Annotated in this window: 13 protein-coding genes; 8 read left to right on the top strand and 5 right to left on the bottom strand. The window is 63.5% G+C overall.

What is annotated here, in order from left to right; genetic code table 11:
- Positions 1 to 201: 201 nt before the first annotated feature.
- Positions 202 to 2,784 (top strand): ATP-dependent Clp protease ATP-binding subunit, encoded by a 2,583-nt coding sequence (locus B5X90_RS17250; RefSeq protein ID WP_079555180.1) that lies wholly within the window; start codon positions 202 to 204, stop codon positions 2,782 to 2,784.
- A gap of 247 nt (positions 2,785 to 3,031) precedes the next feature.
- Here the strand turns inward: B5X90_RS17250 and B5X90_RS17245 are convergent, their stop codons facing one another.
- Positions 3,032 to 3,691 carry an SDR family oxidoreductase gene (locus tag B5X90_RS17245; RefSeq protein ID WP_079555179.1) on the bottom strand — a complete coding sequence of 220 codons (660 nt, stop codon included), beginning with the start codon at positions 3,689 to 3,691 and terminating at the stop codon, positions 3,032 to 3,034.
- Positions 3,692 to 4,694: 1,003 nt separating this feature from the next.
- Here B5X90_RS17245 and B5X90_RS17240 point away from each other — a divergent pair.
- The 3 genes from B5X90_RS17240 to B5X90_RS17230 all read left to right on the top strand — a co-directional run bounded on the left by B5X90_RS17240 (position 4,695) and on the right by B5X90_RS17230 (position 8,295).
- A complete protein-coding gene (locus B5X90_RS17240) occupies positions 4,695 to 5,027 on the top strand; it encodes a hypothetical protein (RefSeq protein WP_079555178.1) in 333 nt (110 codons plus the stop codon).
- A gap of 1,093 nt (positions 5,028 to 6,120) precedes the next feature.
- Positions 6,121 to 6,729 (top strand): TetR/AcrR family transcriptional regulator, encoded by a 609-nt coding sequence (locus B5X90_RS17235; RefSeq protein ID WP_256860303.1) that lies wholly within the window; start codon positions 6,121 to 6,123, stop codon positions 6,727 to 6,729.
- Between the two features lie 87 nt (positions 6,730 to 6,816).
- Positions 6,817 to 8,295 (top strand): gamma-aminobutyraldehyde dehydrogenase, encoded by a 1,479-nt coding sequence (locus B5X90_RS17230; RefSeq protein ID WP_079555176.1) that lies wholly within the window; start codon positions 6,817 to 6,819, stop codon positions 8,293 to 8,295.
- 473 nt (positions 8,296 to 8,768) lie between these two features.
- On the opposite strand, the gene B5X90_RS17225 is transcribed toward B5X90_RS17230, so the two are convergent.
- Both B5X90_RS17225 and B5X90_RS17220 read right to left on the bottom strand, forming a co-directional pair.
- A complete protein-coding gene (locus B5X90_RS17225; protein ID WP_079555175.1) occupies positions 8,769 to 9,113 on the bottom strand; it encodes a DUF202 domain-containing protein in 345 nt (114 codons plus the stop codon).
- 3 nt (positions 9,114 to 9,116) lie between these two features.
- A complete protein-coding gene (locus B5X90_RS17220; protein ID WP_079555174.1) occupies positions 9,117 to 9,533 on the bottom strand; it encodes a YidH family protein in 417 nt (138 codons plus the stop codon).
- Between the two features lie 243 nt (positions 9,534 to 9,776).
- Between B5X90_RS17220 and B5X90_RS17215 the strand changes: the two genes are divergently transcribed.
- From B5X90_RS17215 to B5X90_RS17200, 4 genes are all read left to right on the top strand, one after another.
- Positions 9,777 to 10,391: a PadR family transcriptional regulator gene (locus tag B5X90_RS17215; RefSeq protein WP_079555173.1), complete on the top strand. Its 615-nt coding sequence runs from the start codon at positions 9,777 to 9,779 to the stop codon at positions 10,389 to 10,391.
- A gap of 57 nt (positions 10,392 to 10,448) precedes the next feature.
- Positions 10,449 to 12,236, top strand: a complete 1,788-nt coding sequence (locus tag B5X90_RS17210; RefSeq protein WP_079555172.1) for a sulfatase — start codon at positions 10,449 to 10,451, stop codon at positions 12,234 to 12,236.
- 16 nt (positions 12,237 to 12,252) lie between these two features.
- Entirely contained in the window at positions 12,253 to 13,620 is a 1,368-nt protein-coding gene (locus B5X90_RS17205; protein ID WP_079555171.1) for an MFS transporter, read from the top strand.
- A 94-nt stretch (positions 13,621 to 13,714) separates the two neighbouring features.
- Positions 13,715 to 16,198 carry a beta-glucosidase H gene (locus tag B5X90_RS17200; protein WP_079555170.1) on the top strand — a complete coding sequence of 828 codons (2,484 nt, stop codon included), beginning with the start codon at positions 13,715 to 13,717 and terminating at the stop codon, positions 16,196 to 16,198.
- A gap of 612 nt (positions 16,199 to 16,810) precedes the next feature.
- Here the strand turns inward: B5X90_RS17200 and B5X90_RS17190 are convergent.
- Both B5X90_RS17190 and B5X90_RS17185 read right to left on the bottom strand, forming a co-directional pair.
- Positions 16,811 to 17,203: a cupin domain-containing protein gene (locus B5X90_RS17190; RefSeq protein WP_079555168.1), complete on the bottom strand. Its 393-nt coding sequence runs from the start codon at positions 17,201 to 17,203 to the stop codon at positions 16,811 to 16,813.
- Positions 17,200 to 18,645, bottom strand: a complete 1,446-nt coding sequence (locus tag B5X90_RS17185; RefSeq protein WP_079555167.1) for an NAD(P)/FAD-dependent oxidoreductase — start codon at positions 18,643 to 18,645, stop codon at positions 17,200 to 17,202. The genes B5X90_RS17190 and B5X90_RS17185 overlap by 4 nt, the downstream gene beginning before the upstream one ends.
- Positions 18,646 to 18,650: the final 5 nt, after the last annotated feature.

Raw genomic sequence — 18,650 nt, 5'->3', positions numbered from 1 at the left:
CGCGTGCGGATGGGTGCTGGTGTTGCAGCGGCCCCGCCCGACCCGTGTTCCGGTCAGTTGTTCCAGTCCACGCCAGATAGTGCGGGGCGGAGCTAGCCCCTGATGCAGGATCAGGACCCAGGTGGAGATGGCCCAGTCCCGGGAATAAATCCGTTTTTCCAACGTTGAGTCAAGTACACTCAACTCTCTTACGGAGGTTTCATGGCTGAATTTTTTGGGCCGGCGGAGTCCGGCCACGGCTCGTTCGACGAATTCCTTGCCCGTTACCTGCAGGGCCAGCGCGCGGCCGGCCCCGGGCACCCGATGGACATCACCCGGCTGCTGAGCCGCCGCACCCATGACGTGCTCGCGCGTGCCGCACAGTTCGCCGCGCAGCACGGTCACATCCATGTGGACGCGCTGCACATCCTGCGTGTCATGGTCGAGAGGGAACCGGCCGCCGACTACATCCGCCACGCAGGCGCGGAACCTGCTGCCATCGCCACGGCGGCCGAGGAGCGTCTCCCGGAGCAGGCAACCGCCAGGGCGGAAACGACGCCGGCCCTGACGCCGTCGGCCCAGCGGGCCCTGCTCGACGCCTACCAGGTTGCCCGGGCATTCGGCTCAACCTACATCGATCCCGAACACGTGTTCTTCGCGCTCGTCGTCAACCAGGAGGCCCCGGCCGGCCAGGTCCTCGCCGCGGCCGGGGTGACGCCGGAGTCCCTGCAGTCCGGTCCGCGCGAGCAGTCCGCTCGGCGTGGGGCCACGCCGACCGGCGCGGAGCCCGGACTGTCGCCGGCGGCTGCCGCCGGGTCGGACACCCCGACCCTGGACACCTACGGCAGCGACCTCACGGCACGTGCCCGCGAAGGCAGCCTGGACCCGGTGATCGGCCGGAGCGCCGAGATCGAGCAGACTATCGAGATCCTGGCCCGGCGCACCAAGAACAACCCCGTCCTAGTCGGGGAAGCCGGCGTGGGCAAGACTGCGATCATCGAAGGGCTGGCCCAGGCGATCATCGCGGGTGCCGTGCCCGAACAGCTCCGCGGCAAGCGCGTCATTGCCCTGGATCTGCCGGCCATGTTGGCCGGAACGCGGTACCGCGGTGACTTCGAGGAGCGCCTGACCAAGGCGATGGACGAGGTCGGTTCTCACGCCGGGGAAGTTATCCTGTTCATCGACGAACTTCACACGGTCGTCGGAGCCGGCGGCGCAGGGGAAGGCGGCATGGACGCAGGAAACATCCTGAAGCCGCGCCTGGCCCGTGGTGAACTTCATCTCGTCGGCGCCACCACCCTGAACGAATACCGAAAGGTGGAGAAGGACGCGGCACTGGAACGCCGCTTCCAGCCCGTCCAGGTCGGCGAGCCGAGCATCGAGGACGCCGTACAGATCCTCGATGGCCTGCGCGGACGGTACGAGGAACACCACGGCGTCCGCTACACCGACGAGGCGATCCGCGCCGCCGTCGAACTCTCCGCACGCTACGTGACGGACCGTTTCCTACCCGACAAGGCCATCGACCTCATCGACCAGGCAGGTGCGCGGCTGAGCATCAAACTCGGCTCACAGACCGACGTGGCTGTTCTTCGCGAACAGCTCGCAACCCTGGAAAAGTCCAAGAACGACGCCGTCGCCGCGGAACGCTATGAAGAGGCCTCGCGGCTGAGGGATGAGATCGACGCAGTGAACGGGAAGCTATCCGCTTCGATTTCCAGTGCACCTGAGGCTTCCGAAGGCGCTGAGGCCGTCGTCAGCGAAGCGGAGATCGCAGGGATCATCTCACGGTCCACCGGAATCCCAGCCAGCCGACTCACAGAAGACGACCGGGAACGCCTGGCCAGGCTCGAGGACGAACTGCATCAGCGGATCGTCGGGCAGGACGACGCCGTGACGCTGATCGCGAAGGCGGTTCGGCGTAGCCGTACCGGCATGGGGGACGCGGACAGGCCCGTCGGCAGCTTCCTGTTCCTCGGCCCGACCGGTGTGGGCAAGACCGAACTCGCCAAGGCGCTGGCCGGGTCGATGTTCGGGGATGAGAATGCAATGGTGCGCTTCGACATGAGCGAGTTCGGCGAACGGCACACCGTAAGCCGGCTGGTCGGAGCCCCTCCGGGCTATGTCGGCTACGGCGAAGCCGGGCAGCTGACCGAACGAGTCCGTCGTAACCCGTACTCCGTGGTGTTGCTCGACGAAGTGGAGAAGGCCCACCCGGATGTGTTCAACCTTCTGCTTCAGGTGCTCGACGACGGGCGGCTGACCGACGGACAGGGCCGCATGGTGGACTTCCGCAACACGGTGATCATCATGACCTCCAACCTCGGCTCGGAGTTCCTGGCCAGCAAGGGCGGCGCGATGGGCTTTGTATCCAAGGCCGACGAGGGCAACGGCTTCGGCTCAGAGAAGGCGCTGCGGGACCGGGTGCTGGGCCGGCTGCGCGAGACGATGCGGCCGGAGTTCCTCAACCGGATCGACGAGATCGTCCTGTTCCGCAAGCTGGACCAGGCGCAGCTGCGCCGGATCGTTCGGCTGATGCTGAACCAGACGGAAGCCCGCCTGCAGTCCCAGGGCATCACTCTCGAGGTCAGCGAAACGGCTGTCGACTGGATCGCCGAACGCGGCTACGAGCCCGAATACGGAGCCCGGCCGATGCGCCGTGTGATCCAGCGCGAGCTGGACGACCGGATCGCGGATCTGTTCGTGGCGTCGGACCTTCAGTCTGGCGGCCAGGTGGCCGTCTCGGTCGACGGGCAGTCGCTCGTCGTCGAGGCCCGCCATGAGGCGATGCCGCTGGCGGCGTAAGCCACCTCCGGATCCGCCAGCGGGCGGATCCGGTAAACGGCCGGGTACACAGCCACCCTGTGTGCCCGGCCGAAGCTGTCGCGTCGTGCCGTATCACTGTGCCGTATCGCCATCTGCCCGAGGCGCCGTTTTCCCGGACTCCATGAGGTTGTGGTAGATGACGGTGATGCATTTCAGCGACCACCGTGGCGAGCAGCAGTCCATAATGAGTGCCAGCTGCTCCTTGTGCCCACTTTCCCCGAACGGGCTAGGCCACCGCCTGCAGGGCTGCAGCGATGGGCTGGCTGCCGTCGCGGAACCCGATAGTCCGGCCGATTGCGGCGGGCAGCTTCAGGACGGCCGCAGCGACGAGGGCGACGTTGGCGCGGGCGGTTTCGGCAGCCTGCCAGGGCTCGTTGACGTGGACGTCTATCAGGCCGCTGCCCGGCTTGTCCGTGAGCGCGCCGGGGCCGAGGATGGTCCAGTCCAGGCTGGTGCGACGCAGGTAGGAGTCAGCGGCGGCCTTGGCCTCCGCGTAGTGGAAGAAGGGGTTGTCCCGGGGCACTCCGTGGTCCGGTCCGGCTCCAAGATAGGACACCATGACGTAGCGGCCGACGCCGGACTGGGCAGCGGCGTCCATCGAGCGGATCGCGGCGTCACGGTCCACGGCGTAGGTCCTCCCGGGGTTTCCGCCGCCGGCACCGGCCGACCATACGACGGCGTCGTGACCCGAGAGCGCCTCCGCGATTTCCGCCGTCGTCGCATTCTCCACGTCCAGGACGACTGGGGTGGCGCCGGTTGCCGCGACGTCGGACTCGTGTTCGGGGTTGCGGAAGATGGCGGTGACCTCCTGCCCGCCCGTGGCCAGGACTTTGGAGAGTTCCCTAGCCACTTTTCCGTGGCCGCCGATGATTGCGATGCGGGTCATAGACCCATTCTGTCCCACGTCCCGGCTTCCCGGCACCCTTTGCGCTGTCAGATTCGGCGGCGTTGCCGGGGCAAAGTCAAGGAGTCGGAGCAACGCCGGGGTTTAAGCCGCCGCTTGCAGCGGCTGGTTCAGCCGGTTGGCCGGGGTCTGCAGTCACTCCAGGCAGAACCCGCCTACTAGTCGCGCACGGTCATGCGCTTACCCGGTAAGCAGCCCTGAACAGTTGACACATCAATGAGTGCAAGCCAGCCAAGGCAACCCGCTCCCCCAGCCAGCGTCACGTCATGCACTTAGCGGCCCTCCCCGCCATGAACGTGTAACCAGTGACACCCTTACCCAAACACGAGAGGAGGCAACCAGCACACCGCAAGCCCACTCGTCGGGATACGGATCTTGTTTGTTGTGACAAGTTCTCGGCTGCAACATATCCGCCACCACCCGTATGCGGCTAAGCCCACGGGCTGGGCTACGTAGCTGACCGGCCTGAACGATGTTCCCGGCGTCTACCTGCTTCCAGTTATCTCATGACCGAATCCGCAGACACTCACACGAAAAATGGGCAGCCGGGCGCATTGACCTGATGGACCCGCGGCAAGGACTGAAGAGAAGCGCCGGTCCTTTCGGCCACCACCGTCACGCATGCCGTGCGCGCCGGCGCCCTGAAGGACTGGCACCTAGCCTCCGGCGTTCTGCTGGTGAACCGACACCGGGGCGGCGTTCGTCATGGCGCCGTTCCCTGTGGTTGGGGCGCCCTTCTACCTCGTGCACAACGTTTCCGGCGCCTCAGGAGGAGACCTGCCAGCACGACGTCGTGTTCCTCGTGGCCTCGCTCCTGGGCTACCTCAACGCCGAGGCCGGTCCTTTTCCTCTGGTGGCTCTTCGTGTACCGCAAACGGAACCGGACCGGCGGCCGCAGCACCCCCAAGAGCCACTGAAACGGCCCCGTCGGGCCGGTCCAACGTCTGGGATTGTCCCCCGGACTCCGGAAAGGCAGGATGTTCCTATGCTGCCCGAGGAGCGCTTCAAAGCACTGGTCGACGGGTTCGCCGCCAGTCCGGGCGTCAACGTACCGGGCGAACCGGGGCGGCACGGATTCGGTTCGTCCGCACTGAAAGTCAACGGCTCGATTTTCGCGATGATCTCCGACGGCAAGCTGGTCCTGAAGCTGCCACGTGATCGGGTCACCACGCTGATCGGGACCGGAGCCGGGACGCCCTTCGATGCGGGAAAGGGCCGGCCGATGAAAGAGTGGCTCACGGTCACCGGCGACGATGAGGTGTCATGGCTGGCCCTGGCCCGTGAGGCCCTGGACTTCGTCGGGTCCGCTCACCACTGACCTTCGGCCGCCGTCAGCACGGGGCGCCGGAAAATGTGCATCCGGAAGGGCACCGGATCCGGCGCTTCTACCCCGTTACCAGGAACGAAGTGGTGTCGCGCCTGTTTGAAGCCCTCGCCTTGGACGGCGCGGGACGGCACGGGTCTAGGGTGCCTGGTACCTCGTTATAGACGGTTTGCATCGATGCCGCCCGATCAGGAGGAGATCGCTGGCCGGCTCGCTCACAGGGACCTGCTGGGGCGCGCCTGTGTGAAGGATCCCCACGGCGATATCTACCGGGCCGCACAGCACGGCAGAGACTGGCATCTGTCGTCGTTCTCTCGATTCATCCTCTGCGTTGAAATCCCTGCCTCAGCCAAGACCACCCGTAGCGAGTACCTCCGCTCCGGTGTCCGTGCACGTCGTCGAGTTGCGTCGAATTCTCCGCTCATTCGCTATGGGATCTTCGGCGTCGTACAAGCCGGCCCCACCGTGTGTCCCCCGCCAGCGAGGCCTTAGTCGTTGGTGTTCATCTGCGCATCGCGCATGTCGGCGCGCATATCCCAGGGAGCCTGCGGGGGGACTTTGCCCGTCTCGAGCAGCGATTTGAGGTTAGAGGCAACGGGCGCCCAACCAAGAGGCGACTCGTTGGGTGATCCCCACTACCTTCAGTAGATCTTGCGCCGCGTCCAAGGCTGCGTCTAACACCAGTCGTGTTTGAACTACTACGACGAGGCGATCGGGCGCTGTTTGAACGGTCATGACTCCTTACTTTGCGGCTGACGATTTTCGCAGTCATCGTTGTCGACCGCTTGTGAGGAGCGGCTATTAGGTGGTGGGATCCCGGCGGTCCTGACAAACCCGGCGTTCATACGCCAAAGCTTCCTTGCGCCGAACCCGTATCCCGCCCACAGTATGTCGCAAGAATCTGCGTGTCACCGCAGTTGACAAGGACGATGACAATCGCGTTGACATTGGTGTACGGTGGAGATCGCATTAGAGAAGAGCACTCCAGGAGAGGCGGTGATATGTGGCTCAGCCCAGGAACGGTCGAGTCGAGGTCCAACCCACCCGCAAACCAGCACGGCTCGATGCGGATACCATCGTCGAGGCCGTGTTGGAACTTGCACATGACGATCCCCAGTCCCGCTTCACTTTCAAAAGCCTCGGTGACGCGCTAGGGGTGGACCCCACCGCCATGTACCGCCACTTCCGTAACCGGGAGGCGATCCTACGGGCGGCGCTGGACAGGCTCTTCTCCATGGCACTAGCAGGAGAAACCACCGGAAATGCACCCAAGGATTGGCGGACCCGCCTGGAGCGATACCTCAACTCCCTGATCGAAGTTTTCATCGAGTACCCTTCGATTGGATGCGATGCCTTTGCCACCGACACATTTGGCCAGGGCGAACTGCACACCATCGAATTCATCCTTGGTTGCCTGAGGGACGCAGGACTGTCGGGCGACCGCCTCGTGCACTACTACGGTGCGCTGGAGAGCTACACCCTGGGACAGGGTTCCGGGATCGCCCAAGAAGTGCTGGCCAAACCGAATTCGGATGGCCACGAGCCTTGGCTTCAAGCGGTTGCAGTCGCCTCGGTGAGGGGCTTCCCGCTTATCGAAGAACACCGCCATCGGCTAGTGAGTCTTGACGGTCTCAACGTATTCTCCGCAGGTCTCGGCGCCATTCTCGATTCCGCCGAGCGCGAGGGCACCCAATAGCCAGAACCTGCTAGGAGGGGTCCGCCGGTAGACCGCCGTGTCACGGCGGCCCGGCATCAACTACCTATCCATCCCCGAGGGAGCATCATGTATCAATTCATCAACGGCCGCGCCCAGCAGGGCACTGCAGCCCATACGCACGAGGTCCTGAACCCCGCCACCGGCGAGGTTGTGGCCACCGTGGACCTTGCCAGCGCGGACGACGTTGACCGCGCTGTGGTGGCGGCCCGGGCGGCCTTCGCCCCATGGGCCCACACAGCACCCGCTGAACGATCCACGATATTGCATCGTTTCGCATCGATCCTCACAGAGCGGGCCGAGGAATTCGCCCGCGTGGAGAGCAGCCAGACCGGCAAACCCTTGAGATTGACCCGTTGTTTTGACGTCCCGGGCACCATTGACAATGTCGAGTTCTTTGCAGGCGCCGCGCGGCACCTTGAAGGCAAGGCAACGGGCGAATACTCGCCCGGGCACACGTCCAGCATTCGACGCGAACCTATCGGAGTGGTGGGCTCAATTGCCCCCTGGAACTACCCGCTCCAGATGGCGGCATGGAAAATTCTTCCGGCCATCGCTGCAGGCAACACGATCGTCTTCAAACCCGCCGAGATTACACCCCTGACGTCAGTGATGTTCGCCCAAGCGCTCAGCGACGCCGGCCTGCCGCCCGGCGTCGTCAATGTCCTGGTGGGCACCGGTCCCGAAGCGGGTGCGGCACTGATGCGCCACGAGGGCGTAGACATGGTCTCTTTCACGGGCTCCACTGCGATCGGCCGGACCGTGATGGAAGCCGCCGCAGTCAACACCAAACGGGTTCATCTTGAGCTCGGGGGAAAGGCACCGTTCGTCGTCTTCGAAGACGCGGACGTGGACGCCGCAGTGAACGGTGCCGTCGCCGGGTCCCTGATCAACTCGGGCCAGGACTGCACGGCCGCCACCCGGGCTATCGTGCACCGTTCGATCTACCAGGAATTTGTGGACAAACTCGCAGATCGTTTCCGGGACATCCGCCTGGGTTTGCAGGACGACGATGGCGCGGATCTTGGTTCCCTGGTCTCCCTCAAGCATCGCGAGCACGTGGCCGGCATGATTGAGCGTGCCCGCGGCTATGCGACGGTGATAACCGGCGGTGAAGTGCCCAGCGAAGGCGTCCTGGCCCGAGGGGCCTTCTACCCGCCCACGCTCATCATTGACGCCGCTCCAGATAGTGAGATCGTCAAGGATGAAGTGTTCGGCCCGGTCATGGTGGTATTGCCCTTCGACGACGATGACGAGGCCATCCGTTTGGCGAACGACACTGTCTACGGGCTGGCGGCCTCCGCGTGGACCAGCAACGTGCGCCGGGCGTTGCGCGCGACCCGGGAGATCAACGCCGGATGCGTGTGGGTCAATGACCACATCCCGATGAGCTCCGAGATGCCCCACGGCGGCTTCAAGCAGTCCGGCTTCGGAAAGGACATGTCCTCCTACTCCTTGGACGAGTACACCCAAGTCAAACACGTCATGTTCGAACTGAGCGGGCGCGCGGAAAAGGAGTGGCACCGCACCGTTTTCCAGCTGCGCTGATGAAGGTGGCAGCTTGCCCTCGTCATGCTTTCGCGCCAGGCACCGCGCAATGGAGACGAAATTGCAGCTTGCGCCTCAGCGTCAGTGGACTTTGGCGACTGAGGCGCCGCATTGTCGGCGCGCATGCCGCTAGAGCCTTTCCGGCCTTGAACTCTATGACGAAATAGCCCGTTGACCCATCCCCGGGCTAGAAACGCCCGGCCTGGCCGGTGTACCGGTAGTGGTGTACTCGTCGCCGCGGTCCTTCGTCGTGCGTTCGGCTTCGGTGCACGCCGTACCCGTATTCAGGATCCTCACCATCAGCGGCGGATTATCAGGGGACGGCCCTTCGTTTTCGCGAAACGAGACGTAGAACCGCGTCAGGTCAAGCTCTTGGCCCACAAGACCACGATGAACCGGGCCAGGTGGCTCCTCAAGACGAGGGGCGTCGCCGGGGGATGCGCCCACTTTTGCGGCGTTGCCCTGGGGGTTTATCAGCGTATCGGCAGGAAAAGGACGGTGTAAGTTCCCATTGCTGCGAGGGTCACAACTGCGGCCGAAACGGTTGCTGTGGATGTGATGTCCGGGTTAATTTTTTCCTCGTTGATCCCGTGGACGGAGCGGAGGAGACGGCGCTTGCGATTGACCTCAATTCCCACCGAGATGAGCGTGGCGGCGGCCACTGGCGTGCCAACGAACCAGCCGTGGTGCGGTATCCAGCGCAGGAACGTGGCTGCAGCAACCATGAGGGACAAGATGGTACGGCCCCAGGCGAGGTCGGTGCGTTCAGGCTGGAGTCCCGAGTCGGCGTGGCTTGGTGTATTCCGCTGCGGCGGCATGAGTCAGATGGGTCGGACGATCACGAAGACAACCATGACCGTGGCAACGAAGGCACCGGCGACCGCGAGAATCGGCGCGATGAAGGGCAGTGGCAACGGGGTTTTGCGTCGCATGGAGCGTTCGACGTTCAGCCAGCGGAAGAACGAGCCTCCCCCGATCGAAAGGGAGAGAACGAGCAGGAGGACGGCAATGGTTTTGCGCAGTTCGGGAGCAAAAAAGTCGGCACTGAAGGCTTCGATGGCCACACCGCTGGCGAGTAACGCGAGGGAGGTACGGATCCACGCAAGGAACGTCCGTTCGTTGGCTAACGTGAACCGGGGGTCGGGTTCGGTACCGCCGCCCAGAAGGCGGATGGAGATACCGCTTCTCACGAGACTTCCTCTTGAGGCTGGAGCTTCTTCCACGTGTCTGCTTTCCATAGTTGTGTGGTCGTTGCAGGTATGGCTTGTGCCTGTGAGCTCAGTGCGGTTAATCCTCTGGCGAGCGAAAGTGCTGAAGCCACAGAGCACGCCGTGATGGGCGTGCCACTCAGGACACGGCGCTATTCTACTTTAGTCATAATTTCAGCATTTTACTTGTGCTCTGAGTTGAGCATTCTACTTATGCTATCCTTCATCAGAAGTGTGAGACAAATTACCCGTAACACCGCCAAGGGAGCAGGCATGAAACTCGAACACATTCTCCTCGGAGTCCTGCTGGAGCATCCGAGCACAGGGTACGAACTCAAGAAATTCCTCGATTCCCACGGTCGATTCCTTCGCTCGAATACCCAAATGAGCCAGGTCTACCGGTCCTTGGGGACTATGGAGAAGCAGGGCCTGGTGACATACAGTGTGGATCCACGCCCAGGCGCCCAGGACGCGAAGACGCACCGTGTCACCGACGAGGGGGCGACTGTGTTTCTTGACTGGTTGACCGGGCCGTACCACCCCGCCAGCCGCTTTCAGGATCCTGAGCTTAGTGCCCGGTTGGCGTTTGCCGGATTCATGAGCGCCGAGCAGCTCCTTAGAATTCTCGACGTCGAAATCCAGACCCGCCAAGAGGAAGTCGCACGATACCGATACCGCGACCGGCGCGAGACTTGGGCACCGACCATCGCCTTTGACTCCGAGCTGGCTGAATCGGTGGGGGAACGGATGCACACCAAGGGAGCGAATGCCATGGACGCCCACGTTGCATTTTTGGTGGAACTGCGGCGCGACCTGCTCGACGGCAAGCTCTCCTCCCGCTCGCTGACGGCGGTCCCTGGCGACATGCCGGTCAACAACGCCCGCTGAAGTTCAGCACTCGCCTCAACGGCGCTTAGTTGTTCATCATTCTTCCGGAAGGGCCCCATGCGTGCCATAAATCTCATGTTCGATAGCCTCAACAGGCACATGTTGTCCCCGTATGCCCTGGACACGTTCGTCAACGCACCCAACTTCGCCCGCCTTGCGTCCAAGACGGTGACCTTCGAAAACTTTTATGCCGGCTCCATGCCGTGCATGCCCGCCCGCCGTGAGCTGCATACGGGCCGCTACAACTTCCTGCACCGTGGGTGGGGGCCACTGGAGCCCTTCGACGACTCCATGCCCGAGATGCTCAGCCAGGCCGGCGTCCACACGCACCTTGTCTCCGACCACCCTCACTACTGGGAAGACGGCGGTGCAACCTACCACCCACGCTACACAACGTGGGAGTTCTTCCGAGGCCAGGAAGGCGACCCCTGGAAGGGCGTAGTAGAACCCGTGGGCAACTCACATGACCCCTACGGCGGAATGAAGCGGCAGGACCAGGTCAACCGCACCTACATGGCCACCGAGGCCGAACACTCCCAAACCAAGACAGTGGACGCCGGTCTGCACTTCTTAGATACCAACCACAAGGCCGACAAGTGGATGCTCCAAATCGAGCTTTTCGACCCGCATGAGCCCTTCTTCACGCACAACGCATACAAGGCTATGTACGAACACGACTATGACGGTCCGGAATTTGACTGGCCCGGCTATCAGAAGGTCACCGAGCCCCAAGACCAGGTGAGGCACGCCCGCTTCCAATATGCGGCTCTGGTTTCCATGTGCGACAAGTCCCTCGGACGGGTAATGGATGCCATGGACCGCTTCGACATGTGGGAAGACACCCTCCTGCTGGTCAACACTGACCACGGATTCCTGCTCGGCGAACATGGATGGTGGGCAAAATCCGTCCAACCGTGGTTCAACGAGCTCGTCCACCTGCCCATGTTCCTGTGGGACCCGCGCACCGGCGGCAAGGACACCCGCCGGGGAGCTCTCGCGCAGACCATTGACATCGCCCCCACCATGCTGCGGTTCTTCGGCCTTGAACCTACCCCCGATATGCAAGGCCAGGACCTCGCCCTCGTTCTCCACACCGACGCGGAGGTCCGGGAAGCTGCCCTGTTTGGCATCCATGGCGGCCACGTCAACGTCACGGACGGCCGCTACGTCTACATGCGCGCCGCCATCGACGCCTCCAATGCGCCCTTGGAGGACTACACGCTCATGCCGACCCACATGCGTTCACGGTTCGGCGTCGACGAACTCGCCCAATGGCAACCCGCAGAACCGTTCACCTTCACCAAAGGACTGCGCACCCTTCAGGTCGACGCGTCCTCGATGATGAACTCCTGGGTCCACGGGACGCTACTTTTTGACCTCGAAACCGACCCCCAGCAACAGCACCCTGTCGTGGACGACGAACTCGAGCTTCGCATGCTGAGGCTTTTGGCAGGTCTCATGCACATAAACGACGCACCCCAAAGCCAGTTCCAGCGGCTCGGTATCCCCTTCGACTCCGAACCAAACGCACAGCACCTGCTCGCCAGCAAGCAGGCAGACAGGGCCAGGCAAGCCCTGGAGCCGCTTCCTCCCCTAGCCGACTTCCCAGATGGGGGCACGGCACTAACGGTCCCCGTCCTTGAACTCCTTCAGGATGCCCGAAGCCGCCAAGCCCTGGAAAAGCATCTCCCCGACCTTGTCCATACGGAGATGGTTAACATCCCCGCCGACCTTAGCCTCTATCGGCTCGCAGCCGTCATCCCGCTGTCTCCGAGCGTTCTCCAAGCCATCTCGAAGGAACTAGCTGCCGTCCCTACGGCGAGTCACGACAGCCTGACAATGTAGACAGGACCAAAAGCCCATGACCACCCAAGCCGGCTCCGCACTTGCCGCAGACACTGTCTCTGAGGGAGCGGCCCAAGCCAGTAAACTCCCCTACCGCTGGAGGAACCTTATAGTCCTCACCGGCGTCACTGTTGTCGATAACACCGAAGCCGGTCTCAGCGCCACCCTTTTTCCCACCATCGCAGACGCCCTGAAACTGCAGAGCGGCCATCTGGGCCTGCTCGCCGCCCTCGGAAGACTTGTTTCGGTCCCGGCCGGACCTGCCTGGACATGGCTTGCGGGGAAGATGGGGCGCCGCAACGCGCTCGTTGCCACAACCCTCACCGGCGGAGTCTTCGGTATTGCCGCAGGTTTCTCCCAGGACTTCGCCCAACTGTTGATATTCAACACGCTGATGTCGGGGGCGATCATCGGTGGAAGCCCCATCGCGAACGCAATCATCGCTGATTCCTTTGACGACAGCGAGCGGGCAAAGGCGGTCGGCTACTTCTACGGATTCATGAGCCTCATCAGCTCTTTCATCGCCCCTCTCATCGCACTGTTCACTGGCATTAATGACGGCTGGCGGTTCGGCATGTGGACCATCGGAGCGATATGCATCCTGGCCGGCCTGGTGGTGTCTCAATTTCTGAAAGACCCCGAAGTAGGCGCGTCAGAGAAGCAACTCGCCGATCTTGGAAGCCGCGAGCATTTAGCCCCCAAGGCCACAGTGCGCTCCGTCCTCTCGCTGTTCCGCGTTCCCAGCTTCACGGTCATGATGCTCTCGAGGCTTCTCTCGGGACACCTGCTCATCATGATCTTCGGCATACAATTCCTCGTCGCCGAGCGGGGATTTACCAACGCGGTCGCTGCGATAGTCTTCGTACCGTTCGGCCTTGGCTACTTCGCCGGCACCGCTGGAGGCGGCTGGCTCGTGGCCCTGCTGGACCGGATCTTGCCGGATCGCGGCCGGGTAGCCTACTTGCAAGGAGCCCAATTCCTCTTCGCCGCCGTGGCGTTCTTCGCAACGCAATTCAGCTATGACAACATCGGCATCTACGGCGCATTTTGGGCACTGATGGGCTTCGCCCAAGGTGCCAACCCGCCCGCTAACAGGCCCATTGTCGCCGCGGTGGCACTCCCCGAACTGCGTGGTCAAGCCTTTGCGATCTTCCTGACCGTGTTCGAGACCATCGGCTGGGCCGTCTTCTCGCTCGTGGCCGGAGCACTCGCCGAGACGCTCGGCATTCAGGCGGTATTCCTCTGGACTCTAGTCATCCTCATGTTGATCAACGCAGCAATTCTCACGGCCCTTTATTTCTGCTACCCGCGGGACGTCGCTCGTGTCCGACACACTCTCCAGGAGCGCCGCCAGGAAGCCCTCACACAGGAACGACAAGCGTGACAGGGCCCGCCCCTTCGACACAATTTCCTCTCAATCACTCAACTGACCGAGCGGGTTCCGTTCCGCGACCAGCACGGCAGACAAGAAAGAAGTCATGGAAACCCTCACCTCAAAACTGTCCCCCGAAGCCGCCAGCGACCATCGGCTCAAGGCACTGCTGGCCAAACTCATGCTCGAGGACAAAGTCCAACTCCTGACCGGTCGTGATTTCTGGACCACGTGGCCGATGGAGAAGATCGGCCTGCGGCGCATGCTGGTCTCCGACGGCCCGTCGGGTGTGCGCGGAGAGGTCTGGGACGAGCGCGAACCTTCCATCAATTTCCCCTCCGCCGCCGCAATCAGCTCCAGTTGGGACCCGGCCATAGCGGATCGGCTCGGTGCCGCTTCCGCCGTCGAAGCCCGCCGCAAGGGAGTCGACGTCGTCCTGGGCCCGACGATCAACCTGCACCGCTCCCCGCTGGGCGGCCGGCACTTCGAAGCGTTCAGCGAGGACCCCGTCCTCACTGGCGAATTGGCGGCAGCGTATGTGGCCGGTGTCCAGCGCAATGGCGTGGGCGCCACGCCGAAGCACTACGTGGGCAACGATTCAGAAACGGACCGTTTCACCGTGGATGTGCTCGTCGACGAGCGCCCCCTCCGGGAGCTGTACCTGTTGGCCTTCGAAAAGGCCATCGTTGAATCCCGTGCCTGGCTGGTGATGAGCGCCTACAACGCGGTCAACGGAGCCACGGCCACGGAAAACGAGCTGCTGGAGACGCCGCTGAACAGCGAATGGGGTTTCGACGGTGTCGTGATCAGTGACTGGACCGCCGTGCGTAGCATCAACTCCGCCAACGCCTCACAGGACCTGGTCATGCCCGGCCCGGACGGCCCGTGGGGTCCAGCACTCGTGTCAGCGGTGAAATGCGGGAAGATTCCTGAGGCCAGTATTGACCGCAAGGTGCTGCGGATCCTGCAGCTGGCTGCCCGGGTCGGCGCTCTGGAAGGGTTCGACCCTGTGCAGGCTGAACCGGTGGACCGTGAGGATCCGGGAGCGTTTTGCCGCGAAGCGTCCGCGGCCGGCACCGTGATGGTGAAGAATGACGGCGTGCTGCCGCTCGACTCTGCTTCTGTCGGCAAGATCGCCGTGATCGGGAACAACGCGTTGCAGGCCCGCACCCAAGGTGGCGGCTCGGCGACGGTGTTGCCCGAGAAAATCGTCACACCGCTGGACGGGATCCGTGCCGCCTTCGGCAAAGATAAGGTCAGCTACAACGTCGGCGCCGTGGTCCAGGAAGGCGTCGCCGAGCTGCCGCTGGAGCAGTTGACCAACCCGGTCACTGGCGACCCGGGACTACGGGTGCGGTTCTTTGCCTCCACCGACGAGGAAATATTCGCGGAGGACCGCCGTTCAACCGCCTTGGTCTGGTTCGGCGGCGACGCGCCGATCGCGGAGTCTTCCATGGTGCAGTTCCATACCCTCTACACCCCAGAAGTGACCGGCACGATCCGCCTTGGCTTCGCCACCGCCGGTCACGGCCGGATCTTCGTCGACGGGCAACTCCGGCACGAGGCCACGATCGTCCCCGTTGGCACTGATCTGGGGGCCGCATTCCTGGCCCCACCTTCGGAAACCGTCCCCGTCCACGTCACCACCGGGATACCTGTCGACGTCCGCGTCGAACTGGACATCGCCAGTCAGGCCGATGCGCTGTCCAACGCGCTCAGCATCACAATCGGCACGGAGGCGGACCACTCCGACCCCGATGCGCTCATCATTGAAGCAGCCACGGCTGCCCGGGAATCCGACGTCGCCGTCGTCGTGGTCGGCACTAACTCCCGCGTCGAGTCCGAAGGCTATGACCGGTCCAGCCTGAACCTGCCGGGGCAGCAAGACCGCCTGGTGCACGCCGTCGCGGCCGCCAACCCGCGCACGATCGTGATCGTCAACTCCGGATCCCCCGTCCTCATGCCCTGGCGCCACGACGTCGCGGCCACCTTGATCGGATACTTCGGCGGCCAGGAGTTCGGCAACGCCCTCGCGGACATCCTCACCGGCGCGGCCGAACCCGGCGGACGGCTTCCCACCACCTGGCCCGCCACCGAAGGCAGCGTCCCCGTCCTTAACACCACCCCGGACGCAGACGGGAAACTCCGCTACGACGAAGGCATCCATATCGGCTACCGGGCCTGGCTCAAAGCCGGTACTACGCCCGCTTACGAATTCGGCTACGGCCTCGGCTACACCACTTGGACGCTGCACTCCTTTGAAGTGCCCGCCACCCCAGTCTCACCCGACGAGGTCCTGCCTGTCGCCGTTAGTCTGACTAACACGGGTAACCGGGCAGGAAAGCAGGTGGTGCAGATTTACGCCGAAAAGTCCGGCTCGGCCGTGGACCGGCCGGTCCGCTGGCTCGTCGCCTCCACACCGGTGTGGGCAGAAGCCGGCGAAACCGTATCGGCTGTCCTAAATGTTCCGACCCGCCTCCTTGCATACTGGGACAACGGCTGGACCTACGAACCCGGCGAATACCAACTCCGGGCCGGAGTATCAGTGACAGATCTGCCCGCCGCCGCCACAGTTGTCGTCGCACCATGACAATAACAGTCCCAACCGCATCATCCCCGGGGATGGTCGAGGTCATTGTCACAGACTCCGCACAGGTCGACCAGGCCCTCAAGGACGGGGTCGCGAAAGTCATGGAGGCAGCCACCCGGCACCATACAGGCGTCATGGTCACCCGAACCGGCCCAGGCCGGTACATCGTCCGGGCTCACCCTGCGGTGCCATACGGTCTCATCCGGCAACGACACCAATAGGCAAGGCCCGCAAAACGCCCGACAGCCACACTCACGACGGAAGCGCGGCTATTGGGAGTTGGAGTGTGTGGCTGATGGGGAGTGTCTGAATAACGTGGATCCGGGGTTGGCTGACACGCCGGGAGTTACCTGGCGGGGAGGATTGATCATGAGCGGAACCATGGATCCCATGGCGACTCAAGCGGATCAGCAAGAGTTGGCGCAGCAGCACCTGGCCCAAGCCCGGGAGCAGGAATCGAGCTCGTCGGCCCGGGCGGGCTGATGAACCGGTTGCCGCTCCCACCAACCGGGAAATGCCCCGCCCAAGGTGAGCCAAGAATGCCGAATAGGGCCTGTGCCCGCTGGCAGCCAGCGGGCACAGGCCCTATTCGGTCGTGCTCAACTGGATTTGCTAGTCGGCCGAGACCAGGTACATTTTGCGCAGCGGCTCATGCAGCGTCCAGGTGGTGTGCATGCCCTCGGAGAGGTGGCACACGGTACCAGGCATCAGGCGAAGTTCGGCTGCCTCGAAGCCGTTCGTCGCATGGACCTGCACGGTTGCAGAACCGCTGAGCACCACGAACAGTTCCTCGGCCTCCACGTCGCTCATGGCCCCTTGGCTCATTTCCCATAACCCGATTTCCACGCCGAAGATCTCGCCCAGGCGCTTCGCTGCGCTGCTCGGCTCCCCCGGCACGTGGCCGGGCGGAACCGGGTCGTGCTCGAGCACGATTCTGGCCGTGTTGATGGTCCGGCGTTGGCGATGCCTTACGGGTGCGGGGTCCGGAGCCGTGGACGTGTTCATGAGTCGAACCCGATGCCCACGGCATCCATGGTCTTGAGGAACAGGCCCCGCTCTCCCCCACGGTGGTCCGCACGGGCCATGGCCGCGGTCATCATTTTGACCCCTAGCCAGGCTGCCGGCTCCGGAGGGAAGGGCAGCGGCTTCTTCTTGACCATTTCCAACTCGGTCAATTCGGTGCCCTGGCCCTCAAGCAGGTCCAGCATGACCTTCGCGCCGAAGCGCGAGGCCCCAACACCCAGCCCGGTGAATCCGGCGCAGGAGGCAACCTTGCCTTTGTAGGCCAGATCGAAGAAGGAGAAGAACCGGCTGCATGAGTCGATGGCCCCGCCCCAGGCGTGCGAGAACTTCAGTTCCTGCAGCTCTGGAAAGGTGGCAAAGAAGTGCGCAGCGAGCTTGGTATAGGTCTTCTCGCTGTCGTAGTGGTCGTGGTCGACCCTTCCGCCGAAACGGTAGATGGCATCCCAGCCGCCGTAGAGGATACGGAACCCTCCGCTTTCGTCAATAATCGGGCGCGAGTAGTGGAACCGGTTGTTCAGGTCCACCAGACCGTGCAAAGTGTCCCAGCCGATGGCTTCGCGCTGCCTCTTGGTCAACGGGTCGGTGACCAGCACGTAGTCGTAGACCGGTACGGTCATCAGCGCGTTGCGCTTGAGCAGCGACGGGAAGGCGTTTGTGGCCAACGCAACGCGGCCCGCATTCACGGCACCTGACGTGGTCCTGGCCACGATCCGGCCACCGGCTTCCTGAAGTCCGTTGACCTTGGACTGCTCAAAGACCTTGACCCCGAGCTTCTCACAGGCCCCAAGCAGGCCCCAGGCCAGCTTGGCGGGGTTCACCAACACGGTGTCCTGCTTGGACCACGAGCCGGAGAGGAAGGCATCGGACTTGAGGAGTTCCGCGGTTTGGCCGCGGTCGAGGTACACGACGTCCCCGCCGTTCGCTTCCGCGCGCAGCCAGGCGTCCTGGTGCGGCTCGGTGGCCACCGTCAGGGTGCCCTCGCGGATAAGGTCGCAATCGATCCCGTGGCGGTCGATGGTCGCGATCAGCTCGGCAAGGTTCTCGTTGCCCAGTTCGGTGAGCCGTGCGTTTTCCTTGGGCAGGTGGGCCTCTCCGTTGGATGCGCCGTGCACCAGCGAGGCCTCGCAGAAACCGCCATTACGGCCCGAGGCCTCCGATCCGATCCAGCCGGCCTCGAGGAGCACCACATCGGTTTCCGGGTTGCGTTCCTTGGCCTGGAGCGCCGTCCACAACCCGGTGTAACCGCCACCGACCACCAGCAGGTCGGCGTTTATCTGTGCGCGCAGGGGTTCGCGCCCGTCCGGTCTAGCCGGAGTATCGAGCCAGTACACCGCGCGCTTGGTCTCTCGCAGGGCCGCGGCACAGAGCGCCGGGTCGATGGTTATTTCGGCGTTCTCAAAGAATGTCGGTTTTGATGTAGTCATTGCCT

Origin of the sequence: Arthrobacter sp. 49Tsu3.1M3 (assembly GCF_900168135.1) — a bacterium.
In the GTDB taxonomy this organism is placed as follows: Bacteria; Actinomycetota; Actinomycetes; order Actinomycetales; family Micrococcaceae; genus Arthrobacter.
Note: the sequence above shows the minus strand (reverse complement) of the source record. Positions and strands in the feature narration are given on the sequence as shown.